The sequence below is a fragment of the Acinetobacter sp. YH12132 genome (genome assembly GCF_013418645.1).
GTDB classification, from domain to species: domain Bacteria; phylum Pseudomonadota; class Gammaproteobacteria; order Pseudomonadales; family Moraxellaceae; genus Acinetobacter; species Acinetobacter indicus.
This window is the reverse complement of the sequence record NZ_VPBR01000012.1, coordinates 22219-41562: the sequence shown is the minus strand read 5'-3', so window position 1 is coordinate 41562 and position 19344 is coordinate 22219. Positions and strand designations below refer to the sequence as shown.

General features: G+C 44.7%; 20 protein-coding genes. 10 read left to right on the top strand and 10 right to left on the bottom strand.

Translation table 11 applies throughout. From position 1 onward, the window contains the following. Positions 1 to 270: 270 nt before the first annotated feature. Positions 271 to 540: a 30S ribosomal protein S20 gene (rpsT, locus tag FTU67_RS11320; RefSeq protein WP_005178484.1), complete on the bottom strand. Its 270-nt coding sequence runs from the start codon at positions 538 to 540 to the stop codon at positions 271 to 273. Positions 541 to 752: 212 nt separating this feature from the next. Here rpsT and FTU67_RS11315 point away from each other — a divergent pair, with 212 nt between their 5' ends. The 7 genes from FTU67_RS11315 (at position 753) to FTU67_RS11285 (ending at position 9037) form a co-directional block, all read left to right on the top strand. Next, positions 753 to 1418 carry an NAD(P)H-binding protein gene (locus FTU67_RS11315; protein ID WP_005178483.1) on the top strand — a complete coding sequence of 222 codons (666 nt, stop codon included), beginning with the start codon at positions 753 to 755 and terminating at the stop codon, positions 1416 to 1418. Between the two features lie 11 nt (positions 1419 to 1429). Next, a complete protein-coding gene (rraA, locus tag FTU67_RS11310) occupies positions 1430 to 1942 on the top strand; it encodes a ribonuclease E activity regulator RraA (RefSeq protein WP_005178481.1) in 513 nt (170 codons plus the stop codon). 54 nt (positions 1943 to 1996) lie between these two features. Beyond that, entirely contained in the window at positions 1997 to 2773 is a 777-nt protein-coding gene (locus FTU67_RS11305) for a glutathione S-transferase N-terminal domain-containing protein (protein WP_168383755.1), read from the top strand. A 123-nt stretch (positions 2774 to 2896) separates the two neighbouring features. Next, positions 2897 to 3253 carry a hypothetical protein gene (locus tag FTU67_RS11300; protein WP_005178476.1) on the top strand — a complete coding sequence of 119 codons (357 nt, stop codon included), beginning with the start codon at positions 2897 to 2899 and terminating at the stop codon, positions 3251 to 3253. Positions 3254 to 3381: 128 nt separating this feature from the next. Further along, positions 3382 to 6843 (top strand): transcription-repair coupling factor, encoded by a 3462-nt coding sequence (mfd, locus tag FTU67_RS11295; RefSeq protein WP_180036792.1) that lies wholly within the window; start codon positions 3382 to 3384, stop codon positions 6841 to 6843. 218 nt (positions 6844 to 7061) lie between these two features. Beyond that, positions 7062 to 7496 carry an HIT domain-containing protein gene (locus FTU67_RS11290; RefSeq protein WP_005178471.1) on the top strand — a complete coding sequence of 145 codons (435 nt, stop codon included), beginning with the start codon at positions 7062 to 7064 and terminating at the stop codon, positions 7494 to 7496. 83 nt (positions 7497 to 7579) lie between these two features. After that, complete coding sequence (locus FTU67_RS11285) at positions 7580 to 9037, top strand: adenylate/guanylate cyclase domain-containing protein (protein ID WP_171525163.1); 1458 nt, start codon at positions 7580 to 7582, stop codon at positions 9035 to 9037. A 96-nt stretch (positions 9038 to 9133) separates the two neighbouring features. Here FTU67_RS11285 and fdx read toward each other — a convergent pair whose 3' ends face one another. The 8 genes from fdx to FTU67_RS11245 all read right to left on the bottom strand — a co-directional run bounded on the left by fdx (position 9134) and on the right by FTU67_RS11245 (position 15305). Further along, a complete protein-coding gene (gene fdx, locus FTU67_RS11280) occupies positions 9134 to 9472 on the bottom strand; it encodes an ISC system 2Fe-2S type ferredoxin (RefSeq protein WP_005178469.1) in 339 nt (112 codons plus the stop codon). Between the two features lie 15 nt (positions 9473 to 9487). After that, positions 9488 to 11347 carry a Fe-S protein assembly chaperone HscA gene (gene hscA / locus FTU67_RS11275; protein ID WP_160243068.1) on the bottom strand — a complete coding sequence of 620 codons (1860 nt, stop codon included), beginning with the start codon at positions 11345 to 11347 and terminating at the stop codon, positions 9488 to 9490. 39 nt (positions 11348 to 11386) lie between these two features. Further along, positions 11387 to 11902 carry a Fe-S protein assembly co-chaperone HscB gene (hscB, locus tag FTU67_RS11270; RefSeq protein WP_005178465.1) on the bottom strand — a complete coding sequence of 172 codons (516 nt, stop codon included), beginning with the start codon at positions 11900 to 11902 and terminating at the stop codon, positions 11387 to 11389. 104 nt (positions 11903 to 12006) lie between these two features. Continuing rightward, on the bottom strand, positions 12007 to 12327 hold the full coding sequence (iscA, locus tag FTU67_RS11265) for an iron-sulfur cluster assembly protein IscA (protein ID WP_005178462.1): 321 nt from the start codon (positions 12325 to 12327) through the stop codon (positions 12007 to 12009). Positions 12328 to 12364: 37 nt separating this feature from the next. After that, complete coding sequence (gene iscU, locus FTU67_RS11260; protein WP_005178460.1) at positions 12365 to 12751, bottom strand: Fe-S cluster assembly scaffold IscU; 387 nt, start codon at positions 12749 to 12751, stop codon at positions 12365 to 12367. A gap of 102 nt (positions 12752 to 12853) precedes the next feature. Beyond that, on the bottom strand, positions 12854 to 14071 hold the full coding sequence (locus FTU67_RS11255; protein ID WP_180061744.1) for an IscS subfamily cysteine desulfurase: 1218 nt from the start codon (positions 14069 to 14071) through the stop codon (positions 12854 to 12856). A 1-nt stretch (position 14072) separates the two neighbouring features. Beyond that, positions 14073 to 14546 carry an Rrf2 family transcriptional regulator gene (locus FTU67_RS11250; protein WP_005178455.1) on the bottom strand — a complete coding sequence of 158 codons (474 nt, stop codon included), beginning with the start codon at positions 14544 to 14546 and terminating at the stop codon, positions 14073 to 14075. Between the two features lie 111 nt (positions 14547 to 14657). Then, complete coding sequence (locus FTU67_RS11245; protein ID WP_180061743.1) at positions 14658 to 15305, bottom strand: hypothetical protein; 648 nt, start codon at positions 15303 to 15305, stop codon at positions 14658 to 14660. A 186-nt stretch (positions 15306 to 15491) separates the two neighbouring features. Between FTU67_RS11245 and FTU67_RS11240 the strand changes: the two genes are divergently transcribed. The 3 genes from FTU67_RS11240 to FTU67_RS11230 all read left to right on the top strand — a co-directional run bounded on the left by FTU67_RS11240 (position 15492) and on the right by FTU67_RS11230 (position 18401). Continuing rightward, positions 15492 to 15959 carry a phasin family protein gene (locus tag FTU67_RS11240; RefSeq protein ID WP_180061742.1) on the top strand — a complete coding sequence of 156 codons (468 nt, stop codon included), beginning with the start codon at positions 15492 to 15494 and terminating at the stop codon, positions 15957 to 15959. Positions 15960 to 16127: 168 nt separating this feature from the next. Further along, a complete protein-coding gene (locus FTU67_RS11235; RefSeq protein ID WP_005178445.1) occupies positions 16128 to 16400 on the top strand; it encodes an HU family DNA-binding protein in 273 nt (90 codons plus the stop codon). 129 nt (positions 16401 to 16529) lie between these two features. Then, on the top strand, positions 16530 to 18401 hold the full coding sequence (locus FTU67_RS11230) for a SurA N-terminal domain-containing protein (protein ID WP_180061741.1): 1872 nt from the start codon (positions 16530 to 16532) through the stop codon (positions 18399 to 18401). A 70-nt stretch (positions 18402 to 18471) separates the two neighbouring features. Here FTU67_RS11230 and FTU67_RS11225 read toward each other — a convergent pair whose 3' ends face one another. Beyond that, positions 18472 to 19344, bottom strand: a complete 873-nt coding sequence (locus tag FTU67_RS11225) for a DUF2797 domain-containing protein (protein WP_075174536.1) — start codon at positions 19342 to 19344, stop codon at positions 18472 to 18474.

Below are 19344 nucleotides of genomic sequence, written 5' to 3'. Positions count from 1 at the left end.
CAACATTCTAGTCTGAATTATATAAACACCTTCTAAGTAGTTTAGGAGGTGTTTTTTTATGGGGGATGTTGTGGCAATCAAAAATATAGGGGGACAGATTTATTTTCTAGTGATGGTAGGTCGTGTGATGGTTAGATGTTTTTTAGACGGTTTAGTGTGGAATTGAGATGGAATCGATCGGGACGTAAACGTATTGAGGATAAGATCGGACCAAAATAAAATCTACAGATACAAAAAAAGCCCTGAATCAGGGCTCTTTCTGCTTTGCGATTAGTTAGAAGCTAATGCTTTAACTTGCGCGTTCAAGCGGCTCTTATGACGAGCAGCTTTATTTTTATGGATGATGCCTTTATCAGCCATGCGGTCGATTACAGGTACAGCTTTTTTGTAAGCTTCTGAAGCAACAGCATAGTCACCAGCAGCGATAGCAGCTACTGTACGTTTAAGATAGGTACGAACCATAGAACGCAAGCTTGCGTTATGTTTACGTGCTTTAACGTTTTGACGAGCACGTTTTTTAGCTTGAGCAGAGTTTGCCACTCGTGCACTCCTTGAAATAGATTGGTCTGGGCGGGCCGCAATTCAACTGAAAACCACATCAGCAGAATTTCACCAGCCCGTAAACAAGTGCCATATTTTGATTAAACAATGCGTCGAAGTCAAGTCTTGACAAGCTTTGACAACATTTAAGATGCAGAAAAAAATGAAAGAAAACGTTAGATTAGTGTGAGTGCCTGAATATTGGATAAAAAATGACTCAAATCATAAAAAAAGCCATTGTCATTGGATCGACCGGTTTGGTCGGCCGGGCGCTGGTTTCTGCCTTAAATGATCATCCTGCCTGTCAGCAGGTTACGGCGGTGGTGCGTCGCCCGGATACAGCCTTTGAACAGATGGCCAAAGTACAGCCATTGGTGCTGGAAGATTTACTGATGCTGAATGATCAGGATGTCAGCGAGCATAGTCATGGCTTTAGCTGTTTGGGTACCACCCTGAAAAAAGCCGGCTCAAAAGATAACTTTTATGCGACCGACTTTACTATCAATGCCCATTTTGCCGAGCTGTTGCAGCAAACCTCTGCCCATTATCTGCTGGTCAGTGCCTTGGGGGCCAATGCCAGATCGCCATTTTTTTATAATCGGGTCAAAGGTGAACTGGAACAGTACATTCAGAACTTATCTTTAAGCAAAGTTTCACTGCTGCGCCCATCTTTATTGCTAGGCGAGCGTCAGGATGCACGTTTTCTGGAAGATCTGTCACAGCAGCTGTTTCAGCGCTGTTCATCTTTTTTGCCTAAAAATTTTAAACATCGGCCAGTGACAGCCGGGCAGGTGGCTCATACTATGGTCGAGGCTGCCTTAACTCAAACTGAAAAGTTTGAAATTTATGATAATTTACGCATACAACATACAAAATGAGGGAAACACACGTGTCTACAGTCGCTTTCGTTACTTGTGATTTGCTGGATGATAACCCGGATAAACAGCTGCAAGTGGTCACCCCATCAATGGATGGCAAATTTTTCAAAAGCTATGGCGCGCGTAAAAGTTTTGGCGGTCAGGTGGTGACGGTAAAATGCTTTGAAGATAATTCGCGTGTAAAAGAATTACTGGCGACTGAAGGCCGGGGCAAAGTGCTGGTGGTGGATGGTGGTGCGTCAATGCGCTGTGCACTTATGGGCGACCTGATTGCCGAATCTGCAGTAAAAAACAACTGGAATGGTGTGATTATTTACGGTTGTGTACGTGATGTCGATGCCATTGCTGAACTGGATTTAGGCGTACATGCGCTGGCAGCAATTCCACAAAAAAGTAACCGTAAAGGCGTGGGTGAGGTCGATATTCCGCTCAGCTTTGGTGGTGTGAATATTCAGTCGGGTGATTATATTTATGCCGATAATAATGGTATTGTGGTGGCCAAAGAAGCATTGGTGGAGCTGTAATCAACCCGATTCGGCATTCATCTTCTAGAACATAACAAGAACAGGAAGGTCATGATGTTGCATCATCAAATTAAAGTGGTACAGGCATTGGCTTCTGCTTTGACCGAAGGCGGGCGCGGAAGCAATGGCACAGCATTTCCCAAGCAACCAGAGCAGCCGCTCAAGTTGTATGAGTTTGAAGGTTCACCATTTTGTCGACGTGTACGCGAAGTCATGACCTTGCTGAATCTGGATTATGAAGTCTATCCCTGTCCTAAAGGCGGTAAAAAATACCGTCCGCAGGTCAAGGAATTGGGCGGTAAACTGCAATTTCCATTTCTGGTAGATGAAAATACCGGAGATCGTCTCTACGAATCGCAGCAGATTATTCATCATCTATTTAAACACTATGGCAAAAGCGGGAAAACCCCGCGGCGCTATGCGCATTATCCAAAAATTCCCTTTGTGGCCTTTGCGGGTACGCTGCTCAATGGCGCACGTGGGGTCTGGGTCAAGAAAAAGATTAAAAACCGTGCGGCACCGGAGCAACTGCTGGAGCTGTGGGGTTTTGAAGCCAGTCCGTATACGCGCATTGTGCGCAGTACCTTAACCGAGCTGGAATTGCCTTTTATTTTCCATAATGTGGCCAAAGAGCGCTGGCAGGATCAGGGGCTGGCCAAATTACGTTTAAAGCCAGGTAAATATGTACCTTTAAAGGGCGGTAAACGTGAGAAAGTCTTGGCACTGATGGGAGAGAATATTCAGGTGCCTTATCTGGTTGATCCGAATACCGGCGCTCATATGTTTGAATCGGATGATATTGTGCATTATTTGCAGCGCCAGTATGGTTAAAACTCTCAAGTTAAAAGCATCTTCGGATGCTTTTTTGTTTTTATGAAGATATCCGCGTTCAAACGCTGGATCTCCATGCTAAAGCCGATACACTAGGCACAGCGAATTTCAGGATATAACCATATGTTCAATAAAGTGGCGCAACTGTTTAAAAGCAAGCCCTCTCCAGAAGCAGAATTTCTGGCTGAACATCAGATTCAGTTTGATCCGCAACACGGCTATATCGTCGATGGTATTGTGCTGAATGATGCTTTATCGGAGCGGCTGGAGTATTTGTCTAATCGGCGTATGAACCGTTTTGATGACCTGAAAGAACTGTATTTTACCGCCATGCTGATCAATGAAAAAATTGATCTGGAAATTGCCACGCAAAGCTTTGTGACGCGTTTGGGCAACACAGAAGAAAACCTGTTGCAGTTTAAAAGTATCGTGAAACGCCTGAATGATTATTATCGTCAGTTTTTGCGTGAGAAAAAGTAAGCTTCAATCCATTTTTCAGCCAGATGCGGTCTCATTTTTCAGATAAAGATTAAGAAAAATTAACGTAATGGATGGAAATGCTCGTGTTAGTATAAGCCGCATGTTGATTAGACCTAAAAGCTATATACATGTTCCAACACGAAAGCTCCCAACTCAATCTGAAACAATTAAAAACGGGCGAAAAACGCTGGGTGGGCAATTTGCAGGGCTCATCCGCGGCCTTGCTGATCAAGCAGCTGAGCACCCTGCATAAACAGTTATTGATTGTGGTGGCGCGTAACAGCCAGCATCTGGGGCAGTTGGAAAGCGAATTTGAGTTTTACGGTATTCAACCGACCATTTTCCCGGATTGGGAAATTTTACCTTATGACCGTTTATCGCCGCATCAGGATATTGTCTCTGAGCGTCTGGCGATTTTATCGAATATGCCACAGCAGGGCGTGCTGCTGGTGTCGGCTGCAACCCTGGCGCAGCGTGTGGCGCCAACCTCTTGGGTCTTAGGTGAGCATTTTGATATTCAGGTTGGCCAGAAGTTTGAACTGGAACAGCAAAAGAAACGCCTGATTCAGGCTGGTTATCATCTGGTCGATACAGTCTATGACCATGGTGAATTTGCGGTGCGCGGCAGTATTATGGATATTTTTGCTTCAGGGCAAGAAGCACCAATCCGGATTGACCTGTTTGATGATGAAATTGAAAGCCTGAAGTTTTTTGATCCGGAAACCCAGCGGACTACCCAAACCATTCAGCAATTTTCAGTACTACCCGCCAAAGAGTTTCCTCTAAAAGAAGGCCGTTCGCTGTTCCGCGATCGTTATGCCGAGTTATTCCCAAGCGCAAATCCAAAGAAAAGCCCGGTGTATCAGGATGTGCTCGATGGCATTGCCTCGCCAGGGATAGAGTTCTATTTCCCATTGTTCTTTAGCGCTCAGGCAATGGCTGCCGAAAGTACCTTAATGGCGTACTTACCCGAGAATGGTATTGTCATTACAGATAAGGGACTGGAAGAAAGTTTAAACAGCTTCTGGCAGGAAGTAAACCGCCGTTATGAAGATCGCCGGCATAATATTGACCAGCCTATTTTACCGCCCGAGCAACTGTTTTTATCACCTCAGCAGGTGCTGGGACAGTTAAACCAGTTTGGCCGCATCATCGCCTCGGCAGATCATTTTGCTGAAAAAGCCGGTGTGGTAAATCTGGCCACTGAAGCACCGCCTAAATTGCCGGTCGATCCGAAACGGGAAAAACCATTTAGTCTAGTCAAAGAGTATATTAACGCGGCCAATCATCCGGTGTTGCTGGTCGCAGAAAGTGCCGGTCGCCGTGAAACCTTGAAAGATGCGCTGCGTTCCAGTCTGGGAGAAATCCCAACCGTTGAGAACTTTGCCGAATTCCAGAAATCTTTATATGCCGTTGCCATTACCAACGCCCCTTTAGATCGTGGTCTGGTGATTCAGGGCCAGCTTTCGGTCATTTCGGAAAACCAGCTCTATGAACATCGTGTGGTTCAGCGTCGGCGTAAACGTCAGCAGGAAGTCTCGGAAGAGTTTTTAATTCGCAGTCTGACCGAGCTGAGTATTGGCGCACCAGTGGTACATATTGATCACGGTGTGGGGCGTTATGCCGGACTGGTGACGCTGGAAATTGATCAGCAGGATCATGAATTCTTGCAGCTCGATTATGCCGATGGCGCCAAAGTCTATGTGCCAGTGACCAATTTGCATTTAATTAGCCGCTATAGTGGTGGCGATCCGGATTTGGCACCGCTACATAAACTTGGCACTGATGCCTGGCACAAGGCCAAGCGTAAAGCCTTGGAGCAGATTCATGATGTTGCAGCTGAGTTGCTACATATACAGGCACGCCGTCAGTCCAAGCCGGGCTATGCCTTTGAGCTGGATGAAAAACTGTATATGCAGTTTGCGTCCGGGTTTGCTTATGAAGAAACCCTGGATCAGGCCAATGCCATTGAAGCAACCTTATATGATATGCAGCAGGCAAAACCGATGGACCGTCTGGTCTGTGGGGATGTTGGCTTTGGTAAAACCGAAGTGGCCATGCGTGCCGCCTTTGTCGCCGTGCAAAATAATAAACAGGTAGCGGTCTTGGTACCGACCACCTTGCTGGCACAGCAGCATTATGAATCCTTTAAAGACCGTTTTGCCGACTGGCCGGTGCGTATTGAAGTCCTGTCGCGTTTTGGTTCATCCAAAACCCATACTAAAATCATTGAAGATTTGGCCGAAGGCAAAGTCGATATTGTGATTGGTACCCATAAAATTTTGCAGGAAAATGTCCAGTTCAAACAGCTGGGCCTGATGATTGTCGATGAAGAACACCGTTTCGGTGTGCGCGATAAAGAGCGGATTAAAGCCTTGCGCGCCGATGTCGATATGCTGACCTTAACGGCAACCCCTATTCCACGTACCCTGAATATGGCCTTTAGTGGCATGCGCGATTTATCCATCATTGCCACACCACCAGCGCGTCGTTTAGCCGTAAAAACCTTTGTGCAGGAACAGACTGGTGATTCAGTCAAAGAAGCGATTTTGCGTGAATTGCTGCGTGGCGGTCAGGTGTATTTCCTGCATAATGAAGTCGATACCATTGAACGTGCAGCAGAAAATATCCGCCAGCTGGTGCCGGAAGCACGGGTAGCAGTCGCACATGGCCAGATGCGTGAGCGTGAACTGGAGCAGGTGATGCAGCAGTTCTATCATAAAGAATATAATGTGCTGGTTTGTTCCACCATTATTGAAACCGGGATTGATGTCCCGAATGCCAATACCATTTTAATTGAACGCGCCGACAAGCTCGGCCTGGCGCAATTACACCAGCTACGCGGCCGGGTCGGACGTTCGCACCATCAGGCTTATGCCTATTTGCTGGTGCCGTCGATTAAAGGCTTAAAAGGTGATGCTGAAAAACGTCTGGATGCGATTCAGCGTGCATCGACCTTGGGAGCTGGTTTTATGCTGGCCACCGAAGACCTGGAAATTCGTGGTGCCGGTGAACTCCTCGGGGAACAGCAAAGTGGTTCGATGCAGGCCATTGGTTATAGCCTGTATATGGAAATGCTGGAAAAAGCCACCAAAGCCATTCAAAAAGGCAAAACCCCAAATTTCGATGCGCCGTTGTCGTTAACAGCGGAAATCAACCTGCACATGCCAGCCTTGATTCCGGATGAGTATCTGGGCGATGTGCATCAGCGTTTATTATTCTATAAACGTATCAGCAATACCGATACACAGGAAAAACTCGACAACATCCGTATGGAACTGATTGACCGTTTTGGTATTCCACCACAACCGGTAAAACAGCTATTTGCCGTGCATCAGCTGCGTCTGAAAGCCGAGCAGCTTGGTATTACCAAAATTGATGTGGGTGCTAATGGCGGCAATATCGAGTTTTCACCAGATACCCCGGTGCAGGCCATTAGTATTATCCAGATGATGCAAAAACATCCGACCTATTTCCGGATGGATGGCGGACAGCGTTTAAAAGTCATGGTGCTGTTGGATGAACATCAAAAACGGATTCAGTTTATTTCCGATTTGCTGGAGCAACTGCTGCGTGAGCTGCCAGCCTGAGTTAGCGCTCAGTCCTGATGCAATTCCTGCTGTTTATTTAATCGCTGACTGCGCAAAGAAGTCTTGATTATTTAAGGAAATTTATTGAAGATAGGGGATTGCTCTGGCTGGCTGCAAATAGTGTGTTATTTGTGGTGAAACGGCCGTTATAGAATATTCACGTCCTTTGGGATGTGATAGTATTAGCCATCATTCTAATTTGCGTCATTTATAAAGATATGTTTAGTTTGCATCCACAACTTGCTCAAGATACTTTTTTTGTAGGCGACTTTCCCCTGTCAACATGTCGTTTAATGAATGATATGCAATTTCCTTGGCTCATTCTTATTCCACGTGTGCCGGGCATTACCGAACTCTATGAATTAAGCCAGGCCGACCAGGAACAGTTCCTGCGTGAATCGAGCTGGTTATCTAGCCAACTGTCACGTGTATTCCGTGCCGATAAAATGAATGTCGCTGCACTGGGCAACATGGTGCCACAATTGCATTTCCATCATGTGGTGCGTTATCAAAATGATGTGGCATGGCCAAAACCGGTCTGGGGAACACCAGCAGTACCGTATAACAATGAAGTGCTGAACCATATGCGCCAAACGCTAATGTTGGCATTGCGCGGTCAGGGCGATATGCCATTTGATTGGCGAATGGACTGATATTCGTGTTTGCATCATGCAGGGATGTATGGTGTGACCAGATCCGCTAAGGAGAGTAGAGTACGGTGTCACTAGGTTATTGGATGGATCGAGATCCTACACAATTTGATTACCTGCATCGGGTCATGGGCTATGCCAGCTTATCGCTGATCCTGATTGTCTATCATTACACCTATCCAGACACCCAGTACCAAATTTATATTCCGGTTTTATTGGCATTTTTGCTGTTTATTACCCCGAAACTGTCGCGCTGGCTACAATCTAAATATAACTATCAGATTAAAAGAAATATCTTATTTATTATAGATATTATGATTGTGGCCATCTGTCTGTCGGCCGTGCATTTAAATCTGGTCCTGACCTTTGCGGCTATTTTTGCCTTGCTGTATACCGCCATTAACGTCAAAGTGTCGTTCTTTTTGGTGTCGCTGGCGGCTTTATTTGCAGCGTCGGTATTCTATCTGTGCAATATTTTCGTATTTGGCTTTGGTGAATATTTTGAATACACCACCAATGAGCTGACCATTCTGGCCTTCCTGTGCATGATCGTGTATTTCGGGATGGGCAGTGTTTATCAGACCCGCCGGATTCGTGCCTCTAACCATAAGCGTGAGCATTATTATCAGCAAATGAACCGCTATATGGAGTTTGCCAACCAGTTGAGCCGTTATGCGCCGCTTCAGCTCTGGCACTCGATCATGAAAGGCGAGTCAGAAGCCAAAATTGAATATAAACGTAAAAAACTCACCATCTTCTTTTCCGATATTCAGGGCTTTACCGAGCTGTCTGAAACCCTGATTCCAGACGATTTAGCCTACCTGCTGAATGATTATTTGAGTCATATGACTGAAATTGCCAAGCAGTATGAAGCCACCGTCGATAAGTTTATGGGGGATGCCATCCTGATTTTCTTTGGTGATCCAAGCAGTCAGGGTGTAGAAAATGATGCCAAGACCTGCGTTGAAATGGCCATTGCCATGCGCCAGCAAATGAAACTGCTGCGTGAACGCTGGATTAAAATGGGCTATCCGCCGTTACATATCCGCATGGGCATCAGTACCGGTTATTGCCACGTGGGTAACTATGGTGCGGCGCATCGGATGGCCTATACCATTGTCGGCCGTGATGCCAATCTGGCAGCGCGTTTGCAAAGCGCAGCCGAAGTTGATGAAATCCTGCTGTCAGATGATACCTATCAACTGGTGAAAAATGATTATCTGTGTGCGCCGAAAGCGCCAATTTTCCTGAAAGGTATTCAGGGTCCGGTGAAAACCTGGCAGGTCATGGAAAAATATGCGGCCAGAAAATCCGATTATCAGCGCTGGTTTGACTATGAATACAAAGGTTTTCATCTGTTGCTGAATCTGGATGAAGTGCAAAACTTTGAATATCCGGAACTGATTGGTGTGCTGGAAAAAATGATTAAACGGATTCAGACCCAGCAAAAACTGACCAACTCGCAGGGTATTGTGAAATTAAAACTGGAAGATGAAGTGATTGAAGAAGTCGAGGTTAATCGACCAGATCGGGAATTTCATTAAATTATAAAGATAGATGATCTGCTTGATCGAAGATTGTTGAGTGTTCTATCAAGTCAAAAAAAACCACGCCGGAGCGTGGTTTTTCTGTTTTAAGTCTTAGTGATTTTCAGAAGCATGGTTAATGGTGTATTTTGGAATTTCAACTTCCAGATCTTCATCAACCACCTGTACCTGACAAGATAAACGTGAATCAGGTTCTAGACCCCAAGCACGATCTAACAGATCAGCTTCGACATCATTCATTTCTTCCAGGCTGTCAAAACCGCGGCGTACCACCACGTGACAGGTGGTGCAGGCACATGACATATCACAGGCATGTTCAATTTTAATGCCATTTTTTAACAGGCTTTCGCACAGGTTGGCATTTTGTTCAACTTCAAACTCAGCACCTTCTGGGCAGAATTGCGCATGTGGAAGTACTTTAATACGTGGCATAGTCTTTACCTTAAATTAGTTTGAGTTTGACCAGTCGTCGAGCTTGGTGCCTTTAAGAGCAGCATCAATATGCTGGTTCATGCGAAGCGCAGCAAAAGCATCACTGTGTATTTTAAGCTGTTCAACAGCCTGTTCAATAGCCTGAATATCGGTTGTTTCAAGCTGGCTGTACAAATGGGTTTTCGCACTATTCAATGCGTCCAGTTGCTCTGCGCTCAATAGCTGTGCATCAACTTTTAGTGCCTGCTCCAGAGCTTCCAGTTCACGCTGTGCTTCGACCTTGGTTTCCTGTAAATGACGCAGGTGTTTGTCTTCTTCTGCGTATTTGAAACCGTCAAGCAGTAAACGTTCGGTATCTTCGCTCGATAAACCATAAGACGGTTTAATGTCGATATGCGCGGAAACGCCAGAAGTCGTTTCTTTGGCAGAAACACTAAGCAGGCCATCGGCATCAACCTGGAAGGTGACTTCAATACGCGCCTGACCGGCAGTCATTGGTGGGATACCATGCAGGACAAAACGGCCTAAACTACGGCAATGCTCAACCAGATCACGTTCACCTTGCACCACATGAATCAGCATGGCGGTTTGTCCATCCTGATAAGTGGTGAATTCCTGACGACGCGCAACTGGAATTGCAGTATTACGTGAAATTAAACGTTCGACCAGACCGCCCATGGTTTCCAGACCTAAAGACAGTGGGGTGACGTCTAACAGCAATGAGCCGTCTTTGGTATTGCCAATCAGCTGATTGGCTGTAATAGAGGCGCCAATCGCAACCACTTCATCCGGGTTGATGGTGCACAGCGGTTCTTGGTTAAACACTTCGCGAACAGCTTTTTGCACCGCATAGGAGCGGGTAGAACCGCCAACCAGTACCACGTTTTGAATATCGGTCAGTTCCAGTTTGGCATCGCGCAGCACGCGTTTGCAGACGCTAATGGTCTTGTCTAACGCCACCTGAATAATGCTTTCAAAAGTTGCACGATCCAGTGTCAGTGTTTGATCGAGTAGTTGCAGTTCTACTGATTTCGCATCCGATAGCGCTTCTTTGGCCTTACGCGCTGCAACGACAAAGTGGGCATATTCGGTGTCATTTAATGTGTCAATATTCAGCTGTTTTTTCGCCCATTTGACAATTAAACGATCCAGATCGTCACCACCTAATGCAGTGTGACCACCGGTCGCCAGTACTTCAAATACGCCTTGCGAGAAGCGTAAAATTGATACGTCAAAGGTCCCACCGCCCAAGTCATAAATCACATAGTTGCGATCGGTGCTTAAATTGCTGTCCTGATCCAGACCATAGGCCACTGCAGCAGCAGTCGGTTCATTAAGTAAGCGCAGCACATTCAGGCCAGCCAGTTGAGCTGCATCACGTGTGGCTTGACGCTGAGCTTCATCAAAATAGGCCGGAACAGTAATTACTGCGCCATTGACCGGATTTTTCAGGCTGTCTTCAGCACGGTCTTTCAGCTGTTTTAAAATTTCAGCCGAGATTTCTACCGGTGTTTTACGACCTTGTGCAGTTTCAAAAGCCGGCATTTCATTGGCTTCACCCACTAAATCGTAAGGGTGCTGAAACTTGATGTCTGCCTTGGAGCGACCCATAAATCGTTTCACTGAAACAATGGTATTTTTCGGATCGCTGGTGATAAACGGTTTGGCATCATTGCCATATTGCGTGGTATTTTCGGCATAATGAACAATTGAGGGAAGTAACACACGACCTTGTTCATCATGAAGGACTTTGGCTTGCGCCGAAAGAACAGTGGCCACCAGTGAATGTGTGGTGCCTAAATCAATTCCAATCGCAATGCGATGTTCATGCGGTGCGCTTGATTGTCCTGGTTCTGCAATTTGCAAGAGCGCCATTGTGTTACATCCTTTGCACGTTAATTTGAAAAAATAAAATTAAAAATCGTCATCTAAGTCAAAGCTGTCATCGTCGAGGAAACGATCTTCAGCCTTGTCAATATCGGTCATGACTTTCTGGAAGAAACGCAATTTACGTACTGTATCGCGTGCTTCGCCCCAGTCTTCATCTGCATAATCAATTTTAAATTCGCGAACCAGACCATCAATCCATTGCTGGACTTCGGTTTTTAGGGAAGCCAGTTCATCGGCAGAGTGGGCATCATCCAACTGCTCACGAATTTCGAGGGCAGACTGTAAAAACTCAAAATCACTGATTGACTGATCCAGATGATAGTCCTGTTTTTTTAAGCTCAGTAAATAACCTGCGCGGCTGTCAACTTGAGATAAAACTTTATACGCCTGGTTGATTTCGCTGGACTGAATCAGCGCCTGGTCTTTATCTTCGGCTTTATCGGGGTGATATTGTTGCTGTAACTTTAAAAATTCTGCTTTTAAAGTAGCCAAATCAATATCGAGTGCTACAGGCAGGTTAAACAGCTCAAAATGATTCATGGGAGAGATAATCCGCGATTGATTGCAAAAAAGGACTGCATAAATGCGATTAAAACAGTGTACAAGACACTGTTTTAATCTGCAAAAGAAGGGAAGGTCGGGAGTTAAACCGTGAAGGATTCACCACAACCACATTCACCTTTTTTATTCGGGTTATTGAATTCGAAGCCTTCATTCAAGCCGTTTTTGACATAGTCCATCTCTAAACCTTCAAGATAGACCAAACTTTTCGGGTCAACGAATACTTTTACACCGTGCTGTTCAAATACCTGATCGTATGCATTGACGTCATCAACAAACTCAAGCACATAGGCCAGACCCGAACAGCCGGAAGTTTTCACGCCAACGCGAATACCTTCACCCTTACCGCGATTCTTTAAGTAATTGCTGATATGAGTTGCAGCATTTTCAGTTAAATGGATCATGAAAACTCCGTTAATCTGTCTTTAAAACGAGAAACAATTAAGCTTTTTGCTGTTTGGTACGATAGTCTTCAACAGCCGCTTTAATCGCGTCTTCTGCAAGTACAGAGCAGTGTACTTTAACTGGTGGTAAAGCCAGTTCGTTTGCAATATCAATGTTTTTGATGGCTTGAGCTTCGTCCAAAGTTTTACCTTTTAACCACTCAGTTACTAGTGAGCTTGATGCAATTGCCGAACCACAGCCATAGGTTTTAAAGCGTGCTTCTTCAATTACACCGTCGTTATTCACTTGAATCTGTAAACGCATCACGTCGCCACATGCTGGTGCACCGACCATGCCTGTACCTACGTTGTCTGCATTTTTGTCTAAAACACCAACGTTGCGTGGGTTTTCGTAATGATCAATTACTTTTTCGCTATATGCCATTTTGCTTCTCCAAACCTCGGGGTCAGCGTTAATATTAATATGGGGTCAATATTCGTTTTATCAATGAGATGAAGCTGAATAAAGCTTCATCTCAGAGTCGAATTAGTGTTCCGCCCACTCAACTGTAGAAAGGTCGATACCTTCCTTATACATATCCCAAAGCGGAGAAAGTTCACGTAATTTCTCAACAGCAGCTTTGGTAATTGATAACACATGATCAATATCTTCTTCAGTGGTGTATTTACCAAAACTGAAGCGAATTGAACTGTGCGCAAGCTCGTCAGAAAGACCTAGCGCACGCAGTACATAAGATGGCTCAAGGGTTGCAGACGTACATGCAGAACCTGAAGACACTGCTGCATCTTTAAGCGCCATCATTAACGATTCACCTTCAACAAAGTTGAAGCTGATGTTTAAATAGTTGGCTACGTTTTGAGTCGGGTGACCGTTCAGGAACACCTGTTCAAGGTCTTGCAGGCCATTCCAGAGTTTGTCACGTAACACGCGTAAACGGGTTTGTTCAGCTTCCAGGTTTTTACCTGCCAGCTCAAATGCTTCGCCCATACCCACGATTTGATGGGTCGCCAGCGTACCAGAACGCATACCACGCTCATGACCGCCACCGTGCATTTGCGCTTTCAGACGCACACGCGGGCTACGGCGTACAAATAAGGCACCAATGCCTTTAGGGCCATAGATTTTGTGCGCAGAGAAGCTCATTAAATCAACTTTTAAGGTTGAAAGATCAATCTCGACTTTACCCGCAGCCTGTGCAGCATCAACGTGGAAGAAGATTTTGTTGGCACGGGTAATTTCACCAATTGCTGCAACGTCAGTCACGGTACCAATTTCGTTGTTCACCATCATCAGGGAAACAAGAATAGTATCTGGACGAATTGCAGCCTGAACCATTTCCGGGGTAATTAAACCGGTTTGTGGTTGTGGCTCAAGATAGGTAATTTCAAAGCCTTCAGACTCAAGCTCGCGGCAGGTATCTAAAATTGCTTTGTGTTCAATTTTAGAGGTAATGATGTGCTTGCCTTTAGATGCATAGAATTGAGCCACACCTTTTAGGGCAAGGTTGTCAGATTCAGTTGCGCCTGAAGTCCAGACAATTTCACGTGGGTCAGCTTTGATCAAGTTCGCAACTTGTTCACGTGCATATTCCACTTTTTCTTCTGCTTGCCAGCCATAGGCATGTGAACGCGATGCTGCATTACCGAAGGTGCCTTCGAAAGTTAAGCATTCCATCATACGTTCTGCAACTTGAGGGTCTACAGGAGTTGTTGCTGCATAGTCAAGATAGATCGGACGTTTCATGTCAAATACCTGTAACCGATAAAAGGGCTGAATCAAAAGATGCTGAATTTTGGCGAATTGCAACGGCTTGAACGTTGTCACGAGCTACAAGGTCAGCAAGGGTGATTTTTGCAAGATAATCGGCAATATGGTGGGAGAGTTCTTGCCATAAATCATGGGTTAAGCACATTGCACCATTCTGGCAGTTGCCTTTATGGTCACAACGGGTGGCATCAACCGTTTCATTTACAGCTTCAATGATTTCTAATACGGTGATTGTATCGGCACTGCGCGCCAGGTGATAACCACCATTGGCTCCACGAATACTGGAAACCAGGCCGTGACGCTTTAATTTCGCAAATAACTGCTCAAGGTAAGCGACAGAAATAGATTGTCGAGCTGCAATTTCTGCAAGAGTGATCGTTTGTTCAGTTGGCTGCAAAGCTAGATCAAGTAGAGCAGTCACTGCGTAGCGACCGCGAGTGGTTAAGCGCATGATTCGATACACATGGTTGGACTAGATGTGTAGATTCTATGAATCCTGACTAAAATAGTCAAGTTTTTTTATTATTCGGATATTCGATTCAATCGCAGGGAAATTAAGGATTTAAACGATCCATAAATTATACACTAATAACGCAATTAATAGCAGAGTAATTAGACTAAAAGCCAGATTAATTCGCTTTTGGTTGCGTTGCATGCGACGAATGCGGTTTTTATACTGTTTAACTTCTACTTGCAGGGTATTAATGGTCGAGCGTTGCAGGTCAATTTTCTCTAGCAGCGGGGCAATTCGGCGTTTAGAGGTTTCCAGTTCCTGCTCGTGTTCAGGATCGGCCAGCCATTGACGCCAGTCTGACAGCACCTTAGGAATACTAAATAAGGTCAGCAGATCACGGAATTCATCTTTTAAAGTCGGGTCGCCTTCAATGCGCATGGCTCGAATACTGCGGCGATTCCCCAAGACAAAAATCTTAATCAAATCCAGCAATGTGGTACGGACATCTAATTCGACGGCTTTTTCAGGTGCTTTTAGATCAAACAGGATGCCGTGTTCGCTAAACTGCACATAGAAGTCGAAATAGGGGATATAGCTGTTAATTTTGACTGCAATTTTCTGGTCTACAAATTTTTTGGCCTGAAGTGTAACAACACGATCATATTTCAAGATAAAGCTAAAGATTGTTTCCAGAACAATCATCACCATCGTCAGCAACAAATGTGATTCATTTTGTCTTTGTTGCGATTCATTCATACAATTTAGTCCCTAACCAGATCGAGTCATGCATATCCAAGCGGTGCATTACCAGGAAGTAATACATAATATTCTTGCTTTGTAGAACAGTTTAACAAAACGTTCAAGTGCTTAATTTGCTATTATAAGAGCATTTTGTTGGTTTATGATATTGAATGGTATACAAAATAAGCAGGAGAAATGCGAATGGATGAAGCAGCAGTAGAATCGCCAGAACCACAAAACGAAAATGAAAAAGCGTCTAAAAACAAAGCAAGAGTACGTTCTGGGCGTAAATCGGCGCTGGATTTTCGCAAATATACCAAACAGATCTGGCTGGCCGGCTTAGGCGCATTTTCCCGTGCTGAAGAAGAAGGCAATAAATTATTTGACTCACTGGTCAAGGTGGGGGAAGAACTGGAATCCAAAACCACCGAAATTGCCGATCAGACCGTAGAAAAAGTTTCTGAAAAGGCCAAAGAATCGGTGGCCGATACCAAAGATAAGGTCGAACGGATGATTGACCATAGTGTTCATCATTCCTTGAACCGTATAGGGCTGGTAACCGTGAAAGATATCCAGCATTTAGAGCAGCTGGTGCTGCAACTGCACAGCAAAGTCGATGCTTTAATTGAAGAAAATAAGCAATTAAAAGAACAACTCCTGAAAAAGTGAAAATCTCGACAGCTTTGGCATTTTTTGGCAGATTTTTGCAACTTATTTTGTATAAATGCGTCTGGAGAGTATTGCTTTTACCCTCAAAGCATTGCTATAAAGGCATTACGGTAACTTAAACGAAATCTTTGGACCTTAAATAAACGATATTAAGAGGACGTAATCTTCATGAATAAATCAGAATTAATTGATGCAATTGCAGAGAAAGGGGGATTGTCTAAGACTGATGCTGGTAAGGCTTTAGACGCTACAATTGCTTCAATCACTGAAGCGCTGAAAGCAGGCGACACAGTGACTTTAGTGGGCTTCGGTACTTTCAATGTGAAAGAACGTGCTGCTCGTACAGGCCGTAACCCACAAACTGGTGAAACACTTGAGATTAAAGCAAGCAAAGTACCTAGCTTCAAAGCGGGTAAAGGTTTAAAAGATTCTGTAGCTTGATCTTTTAAGCAGTATTAAACGCGCCTCCTGGCGCGTTTTTTATTAATAATCAGAGTTTCGGGTTTTAATACATTCATTCGCTGAGGGTTTTCGGTTAAAATCCTGCACAAGTAAAATATTGGAATACTTATGGAATCTTTTCGTAATGTTATTAAGGGCTGGTTGGGCAAGGTTTTGCTCGTTCTGTTTCTGATCCCTTTAGCACTTGTAGGTATTGAAGGATATTTTAGTGGCGGCAATTCTGCCGACTCGGCAAAATCAGTAAATGGGCAACAGGTTTCCAAACAGGAATTAGAAGCCTTAACCAACTCATTAAAACAACAATATCTCAGCTATACACAAGGCGATGAGACCTTGTTGAATCAGGCGTATATTGAAAATAAAGCACTCGATACTCTGATTGCACGTACTTTGCTGTTACAACAGACGGAACATTTGGGTATTTCCTTAAGCGATGCGCAAATTGAGCAGATGATTGCCCAGCAACCAAGCTTTCAGGAAAATGGCCAGTTTTCTGAAGCACTGTATGCCAATTACCTGCGTTCAGTGGGTATGAGCAGTCAGGCTTTAATCCAGAATCTGCGTCAGGATCATGCCTTGAAAATGCTTAGCGCGAGCTTTATGGATCATGCCTTGGTGAGCGAGCTGGATATCCAGCAGATTGCCAATTTACAAACCGAACAGCGTACCTTGCATTTATCCAGCATTAAACTGGATGAATATAAGAAAAATATTCAGGTTTCAGCGCAAGAAATCAGTGATTATTACAATAAACATTCGACCCTGTTTAAGCAGGTCGCCAATGTTGATGTCGACTTTATTGTTCTGACGCCAGCACATATTTCCGCGACTGAAGCTGCAATCACCGATGCAGAATTGCAACAGGCCTATGACAAGTTTGTTGAAGCCCAGCAAAAAAATGCAGCGCGTGAGGTTAAACATATTTTAATTACCACCGATGCACGTGATGATGCAGCTGCCAAAAAACTGGCGGATCAGGTGTATGCTGAAATCCAGCAGGGCACCAGTTTTGCCGCTGCTGCACAGAAATATTCAGAAGACCCGGAATCTAAAGACAAGGGTGGCTTATTTGAGGCTTATGACGTGGGTGCCTTTGGCAATGCCTTTGATCAGGCAGTCACCAGTCTGAAATCAGGTCAGATTTCTCAGCCGGTGAAAACCCAATATGGTTATCATCTAATTCAGGTTGAAACCGATGCAGTTCAGGTGCCTTCTTTTGAAGCGGAAAAAGCCCGTTTAACTGCAGAACTGAAAAAGACCAAACAGCAAAATGCCTTCTCGGATACGGTAAATAGCCTGAATGAGATGGTGGTGGGTAGTGATGCGCTGGATGTGGTATCTCAGGAAGTCAAAGGCACCAAGGTTGAATCGGTAAAAGGCTTTAGTCTGGCCTCTCAGCATCCAGTATTATCTGATCCAAGTGTGAAGGTGAAACTGTTTAATGATGATGTGAAAAACGGCGATCGTAACGCTTCAAGTAACATTCAAATGGCCAATGGTAATGTGGTTTGGGTGAAAGTACGTGAGTATCATGCTGTGGGTGTGCAAACCCTGGCTGAAGCAACACCACGTGTACGTGCCAAACTGATTGAAGAAAAAGCCTTTAATGCAGCCAAAGCCAAAATCCAGAAATCACTGGATGAGTTCAAGACGCAACCGGCTGCAGAAGTCTTGGCTCAGCAGCAAATCCGTTTTGAAGATGCTGGTGTATTTACCCGTGCTGAAGGTCGTTTAAAGCGTGAAATTGAGCGTGCTGCATTTAGCTTGATGCCACCGAAGCAAGGGATGTGGTCTGTGACCACGGCAGCTTTGCCAAATGAACTGGTGGTCGTGGCAGTATCGAATGTGAACCGTACCACTTCAAATGCTTTAACGCCTGTACAGTTACAGGAGCTTGCCAAGTTGTATCAACAGCTGCGCGCCCAGCAAGAACTGGATGACTATACCCAGTATCTGAAAGCTAAAGCAGATATTGAATAAGTCTGACTGCATAATAAAAAACCGGCGCAAACGCCGGTTTTTTTATTGTGCTTATATTTTGGTGAAAAGTTTATTCAGTACGGATAATCAGTTCATAGCCGGTATATTTACGGATATTAATTACGCCAGTATCTAAAATTAAATATTGTCCTTTAATCCCGAAAAGTTTGCCGCGAATCACCGGGGTCTTATCCAGATTATGCGATTTAATTTTTTCAGGATACTGTTCCACCGGATAAATAAACTCACGTGGACGTTCCTGCTCCATCAATTCCAATGTTTCATTAAACTCAAGATTCTGGTTAAATTCTTCACGAATGGTGCTGATTTTTGGTGCAAATTCTTCAATCAGCTGGTCACGGGTCGCAATTAAATCGACCGGTTCAGCTTCACCTTTGAGCAGTTTGCGCCAGTCAGTTTTATCGGCAATTTGTGAACCAAACATGATTTCCAGTTGCCCAGATAAACGACGAGAGCCGACTTTCATAATCGGTAAGGCCTGAGTCGCCCCTTGATCCAGCCAGCGTGTTGGCATTTGGCCAATACGGGTAATCCCGACCTTTAAGCCACTGGAGTTGGCTAGGTACACCACATGCGGCTGGAAGCAGACAGATCGTGCAAATTCTTCTTCGCGGCAAGTGCCTAAATGATAATGACAGGTTTCCGGTTTCATAATACACATGTCACAGGACGCTTTGGTTTTAAAGCATTTAAAGCAGTGACCTTGTGAATAGGATTTTGGAGTTTTGCTGCCGCAAGAAACACAGTAAATATTGCCGGTCCATTCAATTTCTATTTCTTGACCCAAGCGAAAAGGCAGTTCGATTTCTGAGCGATCCAGAATAAATTTATATTCAACATTTGCCCGGTGTGTCTGTTGATCAGTTACACTAAGGTCCTTTAGACCTGCATGCATTTTATGGCAAATGCCTTGTAGTTCCAT

Bases quoted from the DNA above. Each gene is read 5' to 3' on its own strand.
- hscB (WP_005178465.1), bottom strand. From the start codon at position 11,902: ATGAATCATTTTGAGCTGTTTAACCTGCCTGTAGCACTCGATATTGAT.
- FTU67_RS11290 (WP_005178471.1), top strand. From the start codon at position 7,062: ATGTTTAGTTTGCATCCACAACTTGCTCAAGATACTTTTTTTGTAGGC.
- FTU67_RS11255 (WP_180061744.1), bottom strand. From the start codon at position 14,071: ATGAAACGTCCGATCTATCTTGACTATGCAGCAACAACTCCTGTAGAC.
- FTU67_RS11250 (WP_005178455.1), bottom strand. From the start codon at position 14,546: ATGCGCTTAACCACTCGCGGTCGCTACGCAGTGACTGCTCTACTTGAT.
- FTU67_RS11240 (WP_180061742.1), top strand. From the start codon at position 15,492: ATGGATGAAGCAGCAGTAGAATCGCCAGAACCACAAAACGAAAATGAA.
- hscA (WP_160243068.1), bottom strand. From the start codon at position 11,347: ATGGCGCTCTTGCAAATTGCAGAACCAGGACAATCAAGCGCACCGCAT.
- FTU67_RS11245 (WP_180061743.1), bottom strand. From the start codon at position 15,305: ATGAATGAATCGCAACAAAGACAAAATGAATCACATTTGTTGCTGACG.
- mfd (WP_180036792.1), top strand. From the start codon at position 3,382: ATGTTCCAACACGAAAGCTCCCAACTCAATCTGAAACAATTAAAAACG.
- FTU67_RS11285 (WP_171525163.1), top strand. From the start codon at position 7,580: ATGGATCGAGATCCTACACAATTTGATTACCTGCATCGGGTCATGGGC.
- FTU67_RS11300 (WP_005178476.1), top strand. From the start codon at position 2,897: ATGTTCAATAAAGTGGCGCAACTGTTTAAAAGCAAGCCCTCTCCAGAA.
- FTU67_RS11315 (WP_005178483.1), top strand. From the start codon at position 753: ATGACTCAAATCATAAAAAAAGCCATTGTCATTGGATCGACCGGTTTG.
- iscA (WP_005178462.1), bottom strand. From the start codon at position 12,327: ATGATCCATTTAACTGAAAATGCTGCAACTCATATCAGCAATTACTTA.
- iscU (WP_005178460.1), bottom strand. From the start codon at position 12,751: ATGGCATATAGCGAAAAAGTAATTGATCATTACGAAAACCCACGCAAC.
- FTU67_RS11225 (WP_075174536.1), bottom strand. From the start codon at position 19,344: ATGGAACTACAAGGCATTTGCCATAAAATGCATGCAGGTCTAAAGGAC.
- FTU67_RS11305 (WP_168383755.1), top strand. From the start codon at position 1,997: ATGTTGCATCATCAAATTAAAGTGGTACAGGCATTGGCTTCTGCTTTG.
- FTU67_RS11230 (WP_180061741.1), top strand. From the start codon at position 16,530: ATGGAATCTTTTCGTAATGTTATTAAGGGCTGGTTGGGCAAGGTTTTG.
- FTU67_RS11235 (WP_005178445.1), top strand. From the start codon at position 16,128: ATGAATAAATCAGAATTAATTGATGCAATTGCAGAGAAAGGGGGATTG.
- fdx (WP_005178469.1), bottom strand. From the start codon at position 9,472: ATGCCACGTATTAAAGTACTTCCACATGCGCAATTCTGCCCAGAAGGT.